The following is a 15,350-nucleotide window of genomic DNA, read 5'->3' on the forward strand; positions in this document are numbered from 1 at the left end:
GGGGAAAACGACTCTAGAAAAGACGAGCGATGCGGCGTCACTGCGTGCTCTCGATGCGACCGCACAATTTCCACAGGCGGTGTCAGAAACCTGGTTTTGCACAGAGATGGAGACTGGCAGTACTGAAACATTGGCGGTGCTGCGTGGGCGTCAGATTCGATCGTGCCGAGATCTTGGCGCTATCAGTGCCCACAGGCACGGCCAAACGCCTGCTGCTCCGCCCAATCCTTGTCCCACAACGTCCGTTGCCCACCGTTGTCACGATTGATCCTTCCATGCACCCGGATTGCCCGGCAGATTTAATCTGGCCGTAAACCTGGAACAATTGTCAACGCGCAAGATTTTGCGAATGGCCGGCACGGCCCCGGCCCAGCGACTGGATCATCAATTTAATTGCGGAGTTATGGAATGCTCAGCTTCGGCGTGTAGGCGAAATCTGGCAACACGACACGGCGTCGGCTGACAGGGTCCACGCCCATTTTTGCAGGAAATTGCACGCCTCAATTTCGCCTGATCGTGCAGAAGGGGCGTCACTTGGTGCGCAGCGTGTCTCGCTCAGACACAGCGCCCCTGCCTAAATCGCCGAGCTTTGGATGGGCAACGAACCGTGCCGTAAGAGCGGTGAACCTGCATGGAGTGCGGCGACTCCGGCTGCCGTGTTGAGCGCGAGGATGAGTGACTGATGTGGACTCACTGATAGATTTCTTGCCGATACACCTCGACATCCCCGACGCCGCGTAGCCCACGCTGACCTGCTCTCCTTTGATCTTGACCACCGCCATCTCTATGTCATCCCCGATTTTCAGCTTCTCGGCGATATAACGCATTGAGATTAGCAAGGGTTCCTCCGTTGGTGCCCGGGAATTCGATGGTCATAAGTATTACGACATGGTTTCCCGAATCGATGCTGCCATCCAGTTCTCAGTTTCAACACCGCATCTAGACGGGCTAAGCGCGCCACGAATGTCCTCTCGCCGAGCACCGCGTACTCGTCTGCCTGACGATCAAAAGAGAGGGTGCGTGCCGACGTAGTCCAATCTGAAGCGCCGGCACCTGATTTTCAAAGATGGGAGTCGGGGCGTGTCCCTCATTGAAGAACAGGAGCACGTGCAAATCGTGTCTCGTCGCCGCGCTGAGCGCCTGCTTGCCTTTGCCTTGCGTGCCCAACGCGTCAGGCCGCCAGAGCGTCGCCCAGCTGATCGGTCATCGTCTCCAGCACGACCGCCTTGAACTGGGCCAATGCCGGCTCCATCGTCCGGTGTCGTGTATGCAGACAGGCCCTGAGTGGTCCACTCACAATTTGCGGCAAACCGCTCGCCTCACTCCACACGCGAAGTCGATCCGGCAGGCCCAACGGTGTGCGCACCGTGACGCCGAGACCGGCTTCGATAGCCGCCCATAAACCGTGAAGACTCGGGCTGGTGAAGGCGATGCGCCATGCGATCCCGGCCTGGTCCAGCGTGTCGAGTGCCCGTTTGCGGAAAAAGCAGGGTGCCTCAAACGCGACGAGCGGGACCGGTTCGCCCGGCTCCCAGATCGGTGTGGACGCGGCGGGACCGATCCAGACAAACGGCAACGCGGCAACGACTTCCGCGTCCTTGCGGCTGTCGCTTCCGAGTGCAAGAACCAGGTCCAGTTCCTCGCTGTCGAGGCGCTCAAGGAGCCGTCGATTGGCATCCACCACAACGTCGATCAGGACCGACGGGTGGGCCCGCTTGAAACGTCCCAGCGCTGCCGGCAGCCAGGCTTCCGCAAAGTCCGGGGGCAAGCCGAATCGTACGCGGCCGGCCACGGCCCGCCCGCGTATCGTCGCCACCACCTCGTCATTCAGATCGAGCATGCGCTGCGCGTACGCCAGCATGACATCGCCTGCTTCGGTCAAAGCCAGCCCGCGTCCCTGCTTGACGAACAGCGGCACCCCCACCTGCTCTTCCAGCTTGTGAATTTGCTGACTCACCGCCGATTGTGATCGCCCGATGTGTTCCGCGGCCTTGTTGAAGCTACCAAGCCGATGGGCGATGACGACGGTACGCAGGACATCCATGTCCAGATTCGTTGGCATCGTTCAGTTTTTCCGATATATGCGAACGGAATTATTGTATTTTATTCTTTGTCTGCTTGGCGTAATTTTCCGAGCGTGGACAACATTATTCCCAAATCTAACTGTCCCCAATAATCGTGGCCTATTTAGATTTGTTATGCAGTCACGCAATCCTCATAACTATTAGAAGGACTCCTGATCATGAAAAACCATGTATTTTCCAAGATCAGCTGCGCTGCTGCCCTCGCGGGACTGGCGATCGCAGCGGCACCGGTCCGCGCCGAAATGGGTGCCATCGACTCTCCGCTCGTCGGCACCTGGACCCTAGTGAGCGCCGACGTACAGCATAAAGACGGTACGCGTACCCACGACTACGGCCCGGCGCCGAAAGGCATGCTCTTCATCGACGGCCAAGGACATTATTCCCTGCAGATCTTCAACAGCGAACGCAGGCCGTTCGCGTCCGGCGACAAGGAAACGGCAACGCCGGACGAATATCGGGCGGCCGTGCTCGGCCTCAGCACGCATTTCGGCACGCTCAGTTCGGACCCGCTTCGCAAGGCGTTGACGTTCCATATCCACAAGGCGTCCTACCCGAACTGGGAAGGCACCGATCAGGTACGCATATACGAGTTGAAGGACGGCACGCTGAGCTATACCGTTCCCGCACGATCCAACGGTGATGTCCCGGTGTCGGTCTGGCGTCACGTGAACTGACGCAGCCCCACCGCATATCGCGCCACCCGGCATGGTCCGGGCGGTACTCCCTAAGCCATCCACGCATCGCCATCCGTATGAATGCACCGCTCTCCCCCGCGTCGCTGACACCCGGCCTCGGCAGCCGGATTCGCACACGCCGACGTATCGTCGACCTTACGCTGGATCAGATCGCGACGGCCGCCGGTCTTTCGACCTCGTTCCTGTCACAGGTCGAACGGGATCTGGCGACGCCTTCGGTCCGGTCACTCGCCAAAATCGCCCACGCGCTGAATATGCCGATGCAGTACTTCGTCGACACCGCCGATGCATCCGTATCGCGTTCGGAGCAGCGACAGTTCTTCGGACTTGCCGGTTCGCCCTGTTCGTTTGCGCACCTCACGGCCCCCCTGCCACACGGTCAGTTGCAAAGCATCCTCGTGCGGATGCCTGCAGGATCGCAACAGCCAGCCGTCACCACCCATGCCCTCGAAGAGTCCCTGTTCGTGATCGCCGGCGAGCTCACGCTTGCGCTGGAAAGCGAGACCCTCGTCCTGCACGCCGGGGACGCAGCGTATTACCCATCGAACCAGGTGCATCACTGGACAAACCGCGGCGCTGTGGAAACCACCGTGGTCTGGACGGGCACCCCGCGGCTCCTGTAGCGCGACAAGACACGCATGCGACCGCGGTTCACGCGACACGTGGCCCCATCGCGCACGTGATGCTGGCCTCGCGCGCCGCTAGGCCAGCGCAAGCTGTTCGGCCAGATACGAGTAGACCGTCGAGATTCGGCGAATATGCCCCGACTCCGGATGCCTGAGCAGCCATAGCTGGGTTTCGCACTCATCCAGCGGATCGGACAACTGGATGAGGTCGCTCCGCCCCTCGGCAAGGAATAAAGGAATCAGTCCCACACCCAGGCCCGCGGCAATCGCCTCGGCGACGGACACGATGCTATTCACCTCGTATCGCGGCTCAAGCTTCGGGTAGTGCCGCTTCCGCCACAGCACGGACGGATGCTCCGGCAATGCCTCGTCCGGCGCAATCCAGGCATAACTGGATAAATTAGCCATGCTTAACTTCGGGATGTAACTCCCCTCGGAACCGAAAAGGGCCACGCGTATGCGCCCGAGGCGCTTGCCCACCAGGTGATCGGGTGGCTGCTTGGTCGCCCGCACCGCAATATCCGTATCGCGCTTGCTCAGGCTCACCTTTTCGTTACTGGCGTTGAGCTTGATCTGCAGCAAGGGTTGGCTCGTCGCCAGTCCTTTCAGTGCCGGCAGGATCAGCCCATGCAGAATCGTATCGGTCGTGGTGACTCTCACCGTCCCGGTGATCAATCCATCCTGCCGCGGCAGCACGACGGTATGAATGCTTTCCAGCACCGCCTCGATCTGCTCTGCGCCCTGCACGAGGTTCAATGCCAGCTCGGTCGGTAGTGAGCCCGCACGCGACCGCTCGAACAGGCGCTGGCCGAGTCCCTTCTCGAGCCGGCGGATCGTCCGGAACACAGTGGAACTGTCGACGCCCAGCCGCTTGCCGGCCTCCACCATGGTGCCCGCCCTAGTCAGGGTCAGCACGACTTCCAGGTCCGATGGCGCCAGTTTGAATTGCGTTTTTGCAAGCATTGGATGCATCCATGTCCATTTACGAGGCCCGACTGCAATGTAATCGTACTGCAGACCCGTACTTTCGACAGGATAAAAAATGGATGCATCGAACCGCCAATGGGGCATCACGCTGCTTCGCGTTTCACTGGGCGTGATGTGGATTGCCCATGCGATGTTGAAGCTGCTGGTGTTCACATTGCCCGGCACGGCGACGTACTTCGAATCCGTGGGATTCCCCGGCTTTCTCGCCTACCCCACCTTTGCCATGGAGCTTGTCGGCGGCACTGCACTGATTCTCGGTCTCTACGCGCGGCAATTCGCGCTGATCCTGACGCCGCTGATGCTCTGCGCCGCCTCGGTGCATTTTCACAATGGCTGGGTCCACACGAGCCCCGGCGGCGGATGGGAATATCCGATCTTTCTGGCGGTGTCGCAGATCGCGCTGTGGCTGATGGGCGATGGCGCCCTGGCGACCCGGCGAACCCCTCGCTTCACGCTGGATACGCTCGTTCGCGCGTAGACGCGCAAACGGCCCATCCGCACGAATACGCATCGTCATCTTCGCTTGTGAGGCAAAGCATGTCTATGAAGCTCTACCTATCCCCTGGCGCCTGTTCCCTGGCCGTCCATATCGCACTGCGCGAAGTGGGCACGTCGTTCGAGATCGTCAAGGTCGATCTGGCGACCCATCAGGCCGGATCCGGCTCGGACTATTACCAGGTCTCGCCGAATGGCTATGTGCCCCTGCTGGAAATTGCCGACGGTTCGCGCCATACCGAGACAGCCGCCCTCCTGCAGTACATCGGCGACGTGTTTCCCGCGCAGCGGCTGATCCCGCCATCCAGCGACGCCGAAGCGCGACTGAAGGTCGTCCAGTGGCTGGCTTTCATTGCCACCGAATTGCATAAGACCTTCAGTTGGCTTTGGTCGAAGGAAACCGCCGAGTCCACGGCCGACGCCTGCCGGAAGAAACTGGCCGACCGGCTCCAGATGCTCGATCGCCACCTTGCCAATCATCGGTACCTGGCCGGACCTGACTTCACGGTGGCCGACGCGTACGGATTCACCATCGTCAACTGGGCGAACTTTCTCAACATTAGCCTGCAGCCCTTTCCTCACGTCATCGACTATCAGGCCCGTGTGGCGAAGCGCCCCGCGGTTCGCGATGCGATGCTGGCCGAAGGCCTGCTCAAATCCTAGCTCCACGATCACACATCGATGGCGTGGAACGCCGTCGATCCCTCAGGGGGATATAGCCATGTCACTTGTACTCGTCAGTCATCACCTTTGCCCCTACGTCCAGCGCGTCGCCATCGTACTCGCCGAAAAAGGCGTGCCGTTCGAACGGCGCAACATTGACCTCGCCAATAAGCCCGCGTGGTTCTCGGCCATTTCTCCGCTGGGCAAGACCCCTTTGCTGCTGGTGGACGACCAGCCGATTTTCGAATCGGCGGTGATCTGCGAATACCTGGAGGATGTGTTCCCTCCCCGCCTGCATCCGGCCGATCCGCTTGAGCGCGCACGGCACCGGGCATGGATGGAATTCGGTTCGACGATCCTTAACACGATCTGGAAATTCTACGTCGCGCCCAACCGGGCCGCGCTCGACCAGCAGTGTCGGGAACTCGTGTCGCAATTCGGGCGGGTAGAGGCGGAACTCCGGACGCCACCGTTCTTTGCCGGCACGCACTTCAGCGTGGTAGACGCCGTCTTCGGCCCCATCTTCCGCTATTTCGATGCCTTCGCACGCATCGCTGATTTTGGCATCTTCAATACGACTCCCAAGGTGAATGCCTGGCGTCACGCGCTTGGCGCGCGCGCATCTATCGCCAACGCCGTCGGGGCGGACTATCACGATCGACTGGACGATTTTCTGCGGATGCGCCATTCGGAGATATCGAGACTCATGGAACAAGGCACATCGAAACAACAAGCCTTGGCGTGATGATGATCGCATAGCGACGAATCATCGTACTGGATTCCATTAACGGCAACACCGCTCCGATCACCCCTTCCGCCCGGTCATCGTCCGGGCAAAATGCCCCTCTGACGCTTCTCAAACGTGCGCTGCTGGTCATCCGTGCATGGTCCACCATTCAGTTATTCCGATAGATACCCATCACAGAATTGCATTTTGTTATTTCCTGAACTGGCGTAATTTTCGAGGCGTCGATGGCGCGATGTATTTTCAACACCTAACCCACCTGAGCGTCGAGATTTTTTAAGAGTAGAAATGAATCGGATTAATCATCCTACGATTTTAAGTACCACATATTAATTACATTGAAATCGCGAAGACGCGATATCCATGCGTCTTCGCCACTTAAAGCAAGCGGTCTTCTTTAAAGATTCCAACAGGGAGGGACTCCATGCAACCGTATCATCGTGAGGAGTTGTGGTTTCCATGCTCACTGGACATTCTCGCCTGGGATGAACACTTTCATGCGCTGATGCTCGGCGATCGCTTGCGCATGACCGCCTACGAGGCCGCAATCAAGTGCGCCGTGCGCCCTGGCGATATTGTCGTCGACCTGGGTACTGGCACGGGGATCCTTGCCCATTGGGCCTGCGAGGCAGGCGCGCGCCGGGTCTACGGTATCGAATGCAGCCATAGCGTCCTCGAAATGGCAAAGCAGCGCCTGGCGCAAGCCGGCTACGAGAATCGTTTCATCGGCATCCACGCGCTATCGTACGCAGTCGAACTGCCCGAGAAAGCCGACCTCATCATCTCGGAGATCATCGGCAACATCGGCGACAACGAGGATTGCACCGCCATCCTCGCCGACGCCAGGCGCCGCATGCTTGCCCCGGGCGGTCGCATGCTGCCGCAGAACATCGCGACGTACTTCGTGCCGGTCAGTGCACCCGCCGTCCACGGACAGATCCTCAGCGGCGTCTGCCAGTCCGTCAGCGAGACGCAGGATGTGCGCAAGCTGCTCGATACCCTCGGACTGGCGTCGCCGTTCGACGTGTACTACGACGTCATCTTGCCCCGTTCGACCTACCTGGCCGAGGCAAGGCCCGGGCTCTGCTTCGACTTCTGCCAGGGCGTCAATCCCACGGCCTATGCGATCACGTTGCGATTCACGGCAAAGACGTCCGGATCGGTGACTGGTTTCAAGGGTTTTTTCGTCGCGCAACTCGCCGATACGGTGATTCTCGATATTGAAGGCGAGGATCACGGCGACGGGCAGTACTCGGACAGCTGGAAGCATTGCTATCTGCCGCTCGAACATCCGCTCGACGTTCAGACCGGCGACATCGTCGTGTTCACCCTCGTGCGTCGCGAAGCGGATCGGTCGACCTCTCCGTTTTCCTGTCGCTACACCTGGCGCGCGACGGTGGCACCTCCCGATGACAGCAACACGTTTGCATCAACCCCGAAGCGGCAAGAGCAACACCTCGGGATCGCGGCCGGCTGACGGACGGACGTTATTCATTCGCGTTACGTGCGGCGCGTTTTACGGAATACCGCGCATAAATTGTATCTCCGATCCATAGACCAATCAGGATATTAAGGTATGCAAAACATATTCGCCGAACAGGATAGGACCGTGTTCTCCGACACCCGTATCGTGCCGCTGAAAAGTCACGATCCGGAGGGACTCGCCGATATCACGCAGCATGAAATCCTGGCGCTGCGCACCGACCACAACCTGGCCGATGCCCACACCCATCAACGCCAGTCGGCCACGCAACGGAACATCGTGAACCGTTTGCCGCAGCTATGGTATGAGTCGGAGGAATTGACCCAGCACGCGCTCGAACAGCGCTTCATCCAGAAGTTTTTCGCGCTACACCAGCAGAAAACAGCACTCGAACTCAATCGAAGCATGCTGTTCTACGCGGCGTCGATCGCCATGATGGCGGTGGCCACATTCATCATGCGCCGGCGCATGACGGTCAGCCTGATAGATCCGTGCTTCGACAACCTGCATGACATCCTCGCGAACATGCACGTGCCGCTATTGCCGTTGAAGGAAGAAATCCTGACCTCTGGACCTGGGCTGTACACCCGCCTGGAAAACACCGTGACCGGTGATGTCCTTGCCCTGGTCGACCCCAACAATCCGACGGGCGCCAGCCTGCTGACCCGGGGCGGCGAAACGTTCGACGAACTCATCCGCTACTGCAGAGACCATCACAAGATTCTGATGATCGATCTGTGCTTTGCCTCCTTCGCCCTGATGGACCCGCAACTCGGCCGGCTGGACATTTACCAACGCCTGGAGGCATCGGGCATCAGCTATCTGGTGATTGAAGACACCGGCAAGACGTGGCCGGTACAGGACGCGAAGTGCGCCCTGCTGACCTGTAGCAGCGATTTGCACGCGGAGGTCTACTGCATCCAGACCAGCATCCTGCTGAACGTCTCCCCGTTCATCCTCAACATGCTGAGCGCCTACCTGGACGACTCGAAGGCGGACGATTTCACGTCGATCAAGTCGGTGCTGGACGAGAATCGCACCTACCTTCGCCACACCCTGTCCGGGTCGCGGCTAGGGCTGATCGAGCCCGAGGTCCCCGTGAGCGTGGCGTGGCTGGAGATCAAGTCGCCGGAGCTGACGGCCACGACGCTGCGCGAGCTGGCCTATGGCAACGACGTGTATGTGTTGCCCGGCACCTATTTTTTCTGGAGTCGCCCCCGTGTGGGCGAACGCTTCATACGCATCGCCCTCGCCCGCGACCCGGCCCGGTTCCGCGCCTCGATCGACAAACTGAAAGAGACCCTCGATGCCCTCTGAGAACACCCCACGCGTGATCGAGTTCTTCGATGCCTCGGTCTTTCTTGGAATGAACAGCGACGACGAAATGGCGCGGGTGGCCTGCAAGAACTTCTTCGCGTCACGGATGGATCGCTCATTGTCGACCAGCCTCGAGCAGGTGGGGTTTTGCGACAACGTGATCTGGCGCTACGCCCGCGAACTGCAGGATGTCTATTACCCGTTCATGGATCTGCTCCACAGCATCGTCGCCATCCAGCGGCGCCCCTACAGCGATGAGCAACTGCATCGGGCACAACATGACGAAGACCTGACCGGATTGCCCGCCAGCGATCGCCTGCTGTGCAGCCAGGTCCATACCAGCGGCGGTCGACTCTACACCCTGCGGCCGCACCTGATACGGCACCTGCAGATCGCGGCCTCGCCACCACCAACGGGCCATGAGCTTACTTTTCCGCCACCCGCCGAGGCGCTTTACCGGGCCTCGCTGGCCCTGCGCGTCCCTCTATCGGAGTTGCGTGAATGAACAACCGGATCGAAGGCATCATGGCACCGCTGGTCACGCCGCTGCGCGAGGACGGTTCGGTATGCGAGGACAGCGTGCGCCGGCTCATCGACAGCCTGCGAGGCGATGCTACGGCGCTGTTGCCGACGCTCAGTTCCGGCGAAGGCGGCCAGCTAAGCCGAATCCAGTGGGAGGAAATGGTTCGTTACACCGTCCATCACGCCGAAGGACTGCCGGTGTATCCGGGCGCGATCGTCCTGAGCGATGACGAATTATTTTCGCGCATCGAGTTCGCGACGCAGGAAGGTGCCGCCGGTATGACCGTGGTGATCCCGCCGCTGGGCGGCGACGCCACGGCGTCCGCGCAGGCGCATCTCGAACTCGTACTGGAGCGGTCGCCGCTGCCGCTGTTTCTGTATCACCTGGGTACCGAAGGCGACGCCGAGATGCTGGTCGATGCGCTGAGCACCATCGGCCGCCTTCCGCGCGTACTCGGCCTCAAGGAATCGAGTCGCCGGCCAGAGATCGTCCAGGCATTGAATGCGCGTGGGCTGCCCTGCGGCATCCTGCAAGGTTGGGAGGATCTACTCTGGAAGGCGCCAGGCGCCCATGGACTGGCCGTTGCGTTAGCCAATCTCGAGATCGGCGTCTGCGCCGAGATGTGGCGATCGCCGACACCGGCCGGACAAAGCCGGATCATGACGTATTGCAACCGGTATGGCCTCTTCGACGACGACTGGTACGCCGGCATCAAAGCCGAACTGTACCGCCGGGGCGTGCTATCCACGCCGCTCACTGCCACCACGGCGTGCGCCTAAGGAGGCCGCCATGGAAGCAGTCCAAGGCTTCGCCCCTTTATGGTCGCAGCGCCACCTTTTCCAGTGGAATGGCGCGTGCCTCGATCCACCCACCTATGACTCGCTCGTCGCCTACGAATCACCTTGGATCGACGCCCTTATCGGCGCGTCGTGCGATCCGCGACCGGTCAATTCCTACCGTGATTTCCAGACCGCACTGGCGGGGCTGATCGACAGCGATGCCAGTGCGCCGAATGAAAGCGTGACGTTCCTGGCACACGAGGCGACCCGTCGACAATTTCAGGTCATCGTGGAACAGTTCGCCATCGACGGATTGACCGAGGCACTTGCATTCCTCGCCATCCTGCCGCGGCTCCCGCTGCGCGCGCAGATGGCGGTACAACGCATCCTGCTCGATGAGTTCGGTTGCGGGAACATCGAGATGGCCCATTCGCAGCTCTACTGCGATCTGTTGCAGGAACTCGGCTCGCCCGTCGTACTTGAACACTTCGTGGCCTTGGCACTCGACCCCGTGTTCGAGTTCGTCAACGTCTTTCACTGGATGACCAAGCGGGCGGCACACGTGGAGTATTTTCTCGGCGCGCTCGCCTGGTTCGAAGGCGTCGTGCCCACCCTGTTCGCTCCCTATGTTTCCGCCTGCCAACGGCTGAAGATCACCGCGCATCATTACTACAGCGAACACGTGCATATCGATGTGTTCCATGCGCGCAGCGCCCTGATGGCGATCCGCGAGACCGCGCGCAGCCAGCCGTTCGACTACGCCCGGGCTTGGCAGGGCGTGCGCCTGGCCCACGCCACGGCGAACCAGGCGTTCGAAGCTGCCATCGCGCTGGCCCGTCAGGACCGGAGTACCGCATGACCGAGCGCATCCGTATCGACGTCGGCGAGGAGAGTTTCCTGGTCACTGCCGAATGCCCACATCGCAAGGCACTCCTGAAATACGCGTCGTTGACGCGCGATGCCAAGGGGCGCTGTGTCATTACCTGTCCGCTGCATTTCTCGCGCTTCGATCTCGCCACTGGTGAGGTACTCAACGGTCCTGCCACCCAACCCCTGGACGTGACGCCATGATCCCACGCAACCGCTTCCAAACCCTGATACTGGCACTGCTTCTGTTGACCGGCACCGCAGCCGCGCAGCAGGAAAACGCTGATCGTAGCCACCCCAGCAGTCCGCTGGACGACCTGCTCCAAGCCAATCACCTGTCCGCACTGAACGCACCGGACGAAACGTCCTGGCTGCTATTTACTTATGTGGCGACGCCAACTGACGGCCGCGATAGTCATCGCAGTCGCTTTGAGCACTGGGCCTCCGATCACGACACGTTCAACCGCCATCCGCAGTGGCCGAGTGATGCTGGCGTGATGCACCCCCATGTCGCCGTGTTGCAGGCCGAGCAGGCCCGACGTCTGGAGGCGATGCCAGGAGCTCATCCACTGGTCTCGGCCCAGAACCTCGAAGAGGTCCGGCGCAACCGCTCCACATTTGATTTCATTGTCAACCATCAGCTTTATACGCAGGAAGGTCTCGCCGCAGCCTTTGCTGCCGGCAAACCGATCGTGTTCCCACTGGACTCAATCGAAGTAAAGGGCGACTGGATTCCGGCCGACAGCCCCGGTGTGGACGCGAACCGCTATCACATCAGCGTGGGCGCGGACGGCAAGCGCTACGCACTGGCCTCGATGCATATCACCACCAAGCTGATTCCGAACTGGACCTGGGCAACGTTCGAGCACGAAGATAACGCGGGCCGCTGCGACTACATCGGCTGCCATGACAGTTTCGGCGCTGCGCTGCCAGAGGTAGCGCCCTTGTCCGCCCTGGGTCAGCGGTATCCAGCCTGCCGCAAGTCGCCGGCCCTGCGCACGATCTTCGCGAAGGCCGGCCTTGACGAGGCATGGCAACACTACTGCCTGAAGGGATCGCAGATGGATTTCACGGACAGCACGGGGCAACCCATCCTGCTCGGCAACACCATCCCCGAGAAAGGCATGGTCAATACGGCTTCGTGCATGACGTGTCATGCGCGCGCCGCGTTCGGCAAGGATGGACTGAAGACCTCCGAGGACGGCTCGCTTGATCCGGCGCCCGTCGCCGCCTGCCCCACGGGTGCGCCGTGCAGCCCGAACGGTGCGCCAAACCCCAGCTGGTTCTGGCTGCGCAACGTGCCCGTCGCAATTCAGACCGATTTCGTCTGGGCCATTCCATATTGCGCGGTGCCGAGCGGTCAGGAAACCGGGCGCTGCGGATAATCATTCCCCGTTGCCCAGTTATCATACTGGCTTGATCCGATGACCGCTTTTCTCGGTGCACTTGACCTGCGGTCATCGGATGGGACCATCACTTTCATCGGGGCTGCAATGGGCACGAACAATAATCTGGGCGATCACGAAATCGCCCAACTTCAGGCACTGGACACGGCGCGGCGAGAGTACGCGAAGCGATGGGAAATTAGCGCCGCCGCCCATCAGCAGGAAGGTGACTATGCCTGGCTCGCGCTTGACCTTGACGGATACACGCGTGCTTGAAATAGGCTGTGGTGCAGGTCACTCAACCCAGGCATTACTCGCCTTAGGCCACAAGATAACCGCCATCGAAGAGAACCCGCATTGCATCGAGGCCACGCGAAACCGGCTGGAGCAAAACGGCTATCGCGTGCAGGTCGTCTCGCGCGGCACGCCGAAGGCGTTGGGGCCGGCGCAAGGCTTTACGTACGAAACCGAGTATGCAGATATCGGCGTACTAGCCAACGTCGACTACACGCTCATCGAAGGCGACGTATTGCAGGATACGAAGCTGGTCGCGTGGCTAAGTACGCAACCGCGATTCGATGCGTTGGTCTGCTGGATGATCGGAACGCACACGTACCGTGGACACAGCGCCGTCGCGACCGCGCGGGGTATCACCGAAAACGGGGTCCATCGTGTGCTGGTGCAGAATGAGGTCTACGATCTGGCCAAAATCGTACTGCGCGCGGGCGGAATACTGAGCGTTGCTGACCGGCTTGAAACGCCTTCGACGGCATCCGTGCGCGACGCAATCATGCAGCATCATCGCGAGCAGGCTAGCACCACGACACTGCGAGTGGACAGGCTACGTCATAAACCCTACGCGATCGATCGCGTCGCAGGCGGGATCACGATGGTGCCTACCCCGCCGACGGATGGTTCGGCGGTGGATCGACCATACACGCAGTCGCTCTGCGCTGTGACATCGATCAAGCCGTAACGCACGTTCCTGCTTCGACTCGCGATTCAAAGAATTCCGGCGCGAGACATTCAGGTTTGATCCGATGGCGACGACGTGTGCAGAAAAAGCCATGCCTCCGTGCCCACGTACATATTCGCTACCTTAAACTCCATTGCCAGCGCGTACATATCGGCCGATGACGTGGCCTGATCTTCCAGCACATGCTTCGTCCGATAACGCATGACCGGATTCCCTATCTCCTGAAAGAGCGCGCCGTGCACGGCGGCATTCCGCCGGCCTATCAATTCGATGAAGCTCTCGAACCTGGCGGTATGAATCTCCAAATCGGGCCGACCGCCGTAGCAAGTTGTTATCCATTTCGCACAATAGCCCAGCCTGTCGACGATCGGTGCGCGCTCCACCTTTCTGCTGAAAACTAGCGACGGGATGAGCGCGGTCATACCGCGCAGGAAGTTTTCGATTAAACGCTCGAAGTGAGCCGCCTCGTACGTTATGGCACCCAAGGCACGCAGTAAGTCGCCATCGTCTGGATACGAGAGGAAGTCGATATCCGCTATCGCTTGACTACCCACGCTCGCCTCCGTCCGTTGCGTCCTCAGGCCAACTCTCCGGCAAGTCGAATACCTCGAACGACAGGCCGTCTCGCTCGGAAAGTTTGCCTTGCTCAACAATTGCATGTGGCAAGACGTAGGTCTCTTCACCGAGAGGGTGGAGCGCGTCAGGATTAAGGTAGAGCAGGTGCGAACTGCGGGACACGAAGTGCCAGACGTCAAACCTTCTAAACATCCAGACACCGCTTAAACGTGTGTACTGCGGCCCGTGTGGCCCGAACCAGACACCGTCGCGGCATCGTCTAGCACGATGCTCCGCATTGGGGTCTTCGCGATCAAACACCAGCTCAAGTTGACCAAACAGGGCGTCCCGCTCAACCGATGTATCTACCTGGCGGTCCTCCACATTGATCGCCACAATCAAAGGCAGATCCAGTTCGCCGTAACGGCCGCCTTTCGACTTTGCTGCGTCACGAATACCTGGTAGAACTTTAACTGGTCGCACTCCGCCTCCGAAGGCCCCGATTGCACGGCGCCCGCTTCCTCGACGTTCAGGGCCACGTGGAATTGGCTTGAATCGAATCTTCCAGCCGTCATGCTCGTAGTCGTATTCGGGCAACCGTTCACGGTTCCGGTATTGCTCGAACGCTATGTCATAGTCGAGCGATGCGATCCAACGGCGAAGGCCACGCCGAAGGTTTCGGCGTGGGACCGTGGATCGAGGAGAACCCGAGAGGTATACATCGAGGAGAAAATCCGGCGATGGGATGTCGTCAATCGCGCGAATTACCTCATTCTTGCGCCGCTCAACAGCCTGCTCTTGCTCGCTGAATTGGCGAACCAGTGTGGCCTCCAAGTAGAACGCACCACCTTCGGGTGTATGCACAAGAAAATCTGGACGCTTAGGGCTGCCGTTTGGCAACTCGGGATGAACCGTGACAGTCCAGTTCAGTAGCGAAAATAATCGATTCAGAAAGAGCTCAAACGTTGCTGACGCAAACTGAAGATCAGAGGCCTTAAGGCGAGCGACGATTTCGGGACGATGTTCGGCTGGATAACTACGCAAACATGCTTCAATGAAGTCACGAACGCGAGCGGCCTCCGGCCGCCCCGAAAGGTTCAGGTATTCGAAATCCCCCTGATCCGGCCTCTTTCCATGATCCAACTGCCGATCAAGGGTATCGAAAAGCAT

The 15,350-nt window shown here is 60.0% G+C and carries 18 protein-coding genes; 14 read left to right on the plus strand and 4 right to left on the minus strand.

What is annotated here, in order from left to right; all coding sequences use genetic code 11:
• Positions 1-1,171 precede the first annotated feature (1,171 nt).
• The gene (locus BM438_RS06440; RefSeq protein ID WP_167378319.1) at positions 1,172-2,062 is read right to left on the minus strand and encodes a LysR substrate-binding domain-containing protein; all 891 of its coding nucleotides are present in this window, start codon (positions 2,060-2,062) and stop codon (positions 1,172-1,174) included.
• Positions 2,063-2,242: 180 nt separating this feature from the next.
• Here BM438_RS06440 and BM438_RS06445 point away from each other — a divergent pair, with 180 nt between their 5' ends.
• Both BM438_RS06445 and BM438_RS06450 read left to right on the plus strand, forming a co-directional pair.
• Complete coding sequence (locus tag BM438_RS06445; RefSeq protein WP_093633483.1) at positions 2,243-2,758, plus strand: lipocalin-like domain-containing protein; 516 nt, start codon at positions 2,243-2,245, stop codon at positions 2,756-2,758.
• A gap of 77 nt (positions 2,759-2,835) precedes the next feature.
• Positions 2,836-3,402 (plus strand): helix-turn-helix domain-containing protein, encoded by a 567-nt coding sequence (locus BM438_RS06450; protein WP_093633484.1) that lies wholly within the window; start codon positions 2,836-2,838, stop codon positions 3,400-3,402.
• Between the two features lie 78 nt (positions 3,403-3,480).
• On the opposite strand, the gene BM438_RS06455 is transcribed toward BM438_RS06450, so the two are convergent.
• On the minus strand, positions 3,481-4,368 hold the full coding sequence (locus BM438_RS06455; protein ID WP_093633485.1) for a LysR family transcriptional regulator: 888 nt from the start codon (positions 4,366-4,368) through the stop codon (positions 3,481-3,483).
• 79 nt (positions 4,369-4,447) lie between these two features.
• Between BM438_RS06455 and BM438_RS06460 the strand changes: the two genes are divergently transcribed.
• The 12 genes from BM438_RS06460 to BM438_RS06510 all read left to right on the plus strand — a co-directional run bounded on the left by BM438_RS06460 (position 4,448) and on the right by BM438_RS06510 (position 13,625).
• Positions 4,448-4,870, plus strand: coding sequence for a DoxX family protein (locus BM438_RS06460; RefSeq protein ID WP_093633486.1), 423 nt, complete (start codon positions 4,448-4,450; stop codon positions 4,868-4,870).
• A 65-nt stretch (positions 4,871-4,935) separates the two neighbouring features.
• Positions 4,936-5,550, plus strand: coding sequence for a glutathione transferase GstA (gstA, locus tag BM438_RS06465; RefSeq protein WP_093633651.1), 615 nt, complete (start codon positions 4,936-4,938; stop codon positions 5,548-5,550).
• A 58-nt stretch (positions 5,551-5,608) separates the two neighbouring features.
• Entirely contained in the window at positions 5,609-6,295 is a 687-nt protein-coding gene (locus tag BM438_RS06470) for a glutathione S-transferase family protein (RefSeq protein WP_208620615.1), read from the plus strand.
• Positions 6,296-6,719: 424 nt separating this feature from the next.
• Positions 6,720-7,772, plus strand: coding sequence for a methyltransferase domain-containing protein (locus BM438_RS06475; RefSeq protein ID WP_093633487.1), 1,053 nt, complete (start codon positions 6,720-6,722; stop codon positions 7,770-7,772).
• Between the two features lie 99 nt (positions 7,773-7,871).
• Positions 7,872-9,095 carry an aminotransferase class I/II-fold pyridoxal phosphate-dependent enzyme gene (locus BM438_RS06480; RefSeq protein WP_093633488.1) on the plus strand — a complete coding sequence of 408 codons (1,224 nt, stop codon included), beginning with the start codon at positions 7,872-7,874 and terminating at the stop codon, positions 9,093-9,095.
• Positions 9,085-9,600 (plus strand): DUF6190 family protein, encoded by a 516-nt coding sequence (locus BM438_RS06485; RefSeq protein WP_093633489.1) that lies wholly within the window; start codon positions 9,085-9,087, stop codon positions 9,598-9,600. The genes BM438_RS06480 and BM438_RS06485 overlap by 11 nt, the downstream gene beginning before the upstream one ends.
• Positions 9,597-10,397: a dihydrodipicolinate synthase family protein gene (locus BM438_RS06490; protein WP_093633490.1), complete on the plus strand. Its 801-nt coding sequence runs from the start codon at positions 9,597-9,599 to the stop codon at positions 10,395-10,397. Before BM438_RS06485 ends, BM438_RS06490 begins: the two co-directional genes overlap by 4 nt.
• Positions 10,398-10,407: 10 nt before the next feature.
• Positions 10,408-11,256, plus strand: coding sequence for an iron-containing redox enzyme family protein (locus BM438_RS06495; protein ID WP_167378320.1), 849 nt, complete (start codon positions 10,408-10,410; stop codon positions 11,254-11,256).
• Entirely contained in the window at positions 11,253-11,468 is a 216-nt protein-coding gene (locus BM438_RS06500; protein WP_093633492.1) for a Rieske (2Fe-2S) protein, read from the plus strand. Before BM438_RS06495 ends, BM438_RS06500 begins: the two co-directional genes overlap by 4 nt.
• A gap of 44 nt (positions 11,469-11,512) precedes the next feature.
• Positions 11,513-12,649, plus strand: coding sequence for a hypothetical protein (locus tag BM438_RS45845; protein WP_208620616.1), 1,137 nt, complete (start codon positions 11,513-11,515; stop codon positions 12,647-12,649).
• 39 nt (positions 12,650-12,688) lie between these two features.
• Positions 12,689-12,925, plus strand: a complete 237-nt coding sequence (locus BM438_RS45385; protein WP_167378321.1) for a hypothetical protein — start codon at positions 12,689-12,691, stop codon at positions 12,923-12,925.
• Entirely contained in the window at positions 12,918-13,625 is a 708-nt protein-coding gene (locus BM438_RS06510; protein ID WP_167378322.1) for a methyltransferase domain-containing protein, read from the plus strand. The genes BM438_RS45385 and BM438_RS06510 overlap by 8 nt, the downstream gene beginning before the upstream one ends.
• Positions 13,626-13,675: 50 nt before the next feature.
• On the opposite strand, the gene BM438_RS06515 is transcribed toward BM438_RS06510, so the two are convergent.
• On the minus strand, positions 13,676-14,179 hold the full coding sequence (locus BM438_RS06515; RefSeq protein WP_093633494.1) for a hypothetical protein: 504 nt from the start codon (positions 14,177-14,179) through the stop codon (positions 13,676-13,678).
• Entirely contained in the window at positions 14,172-15,350 is a 1,179-nt protein-coding gene (locus BM438_RS44675) for a hypothetical protein (protein ID WP_143131656.1), read from the minus strand. Before BM438_RS44675 ends, BM438_RS06515 begins: the two co-directional genes overlap by 8 nt.

The sequence above is a fragment of the Paraburkholderia aspalathi genome (genome assembly GCF_900116445.1).
GTDB lineage: Bacteria > Pseudomonadota > Gammaproteobacteria > Burkholderiales > Burkholderiaceae > Paraburkholderia > Paraburkholderia aspalathi.